1 protein-coding gene is annotated in these 1,115 nt (G+C 64.6%); it reads left to right on the plus strand.

What is annotated here, in order from left to right; genetic code table 11:
• Nucleotides 1-387: 387 nt before the first annotated feature.
• On the plus strand, nt 388-870 hold the full coding sequence (locus HMPREF0980_RS19270; protein WP_255351365.1) for a leucine-rich repeat domain-containing protein: 483 nt from the start codon (nt 388-390) through the stop codon (nt 868-870).
• The last annotated feature ends 245 nt before the right edge of the window (nt 871-1,115 follow it).

The raw sequence follows: 1,115 nt of genomic DNA on the forward strand, positions 1-1,115 counted from the left end.
CCATGACGATAGCTGCGGCCATGCGGCCGCCGTGGAGGGGGCAGCCCTGCGATATGGAGTGTGCGGGCGACGCTCACGAGGACGGCTGCCGGGCATGTGGCCGCCGTGGCGGAGCAGCCCTGCACCCACCAGCACAACAACGAGTGCGGCGGGCTGCCGCAAGAGGACACGCAAACGCCCGCCGATAGCGAAGTGCTTTGCGCGGCGACCGAGGGCTGCACCCTTGCCGAGAACCACGAGGGGGACTGCCGGCTTGCCTTGGCGGTGAACGGCGCGCGCAACGGTACCATCGACAACAACGATTACGCCTTCAATCCGAATACCGGCGAGCTGGCCGTCAAGACCGACGCTGGCACGACGGCGTGGCGGGATGATACCGGCATCGCTGTGGAAGAAACCGGCCGCTACGAGGCGATTCGGTCGGTCGTGTTTGATGATAGCGTGACGAGCATCGGGAAAGATGCGTTTTCTGGCTGCACCAACCTTGCACTGTCCGCCCTGCCGGACGGAGTGGAGAGCATCGGGGACGGCGCGTTTTATGGCTGCACCAGCCTTGCACTGTCCGCCCTGCCGGACGGAGTGGAGAGCATCGGACATTATGCGTTTTCTGGCTGCACCGACATCAGGCTGACCGCCCTGCCGGACGGGGTGGAGCGCATCGGGGACGGTGCGTTTGCTGACTGCACCGGCATCAAGCTGTCCGCCCTGCCGGACGGGGTGGAGAGCATCGGGGACGGTGCGTTTGAAGGCTGCACTGGCATCACGGAGATGACATTCCCCGTAGGTCTTTCGCGCATCAAGGGATATGCGTTTTCTGGCTGCACCAGCCTCGCCAAGCTGACCTTCCAAAGCGCCACGCCCCGACGATAGGGGGCGCCGCTTTCAATGGCGTTGCCACCACCGGCACGATCTACTACCCAGCCGGGTATGCGTCGGATTGGCTGGGGGTCTCCGGGTTGCCCGGCGGCTGGACGCTCGCTTCCCTGATTACCCTCGAAGTGACCTACAACGACGGCGCCACCATGGCGGATGCCATTCAAGATGCGCTGCTTGCGGCGAGTGTTGGCAAGGAGCAGGTGACCGGAATCAAGATTACCGGCAATGCCACGGCGGTC

Source organism: Dorea sp. D27, assembly GCF_001185345.1.
Lineage (GTDB): Bacteria > Bacillota > Clostridia > Lachnospirales > Lachnospiraceae > Extibacter.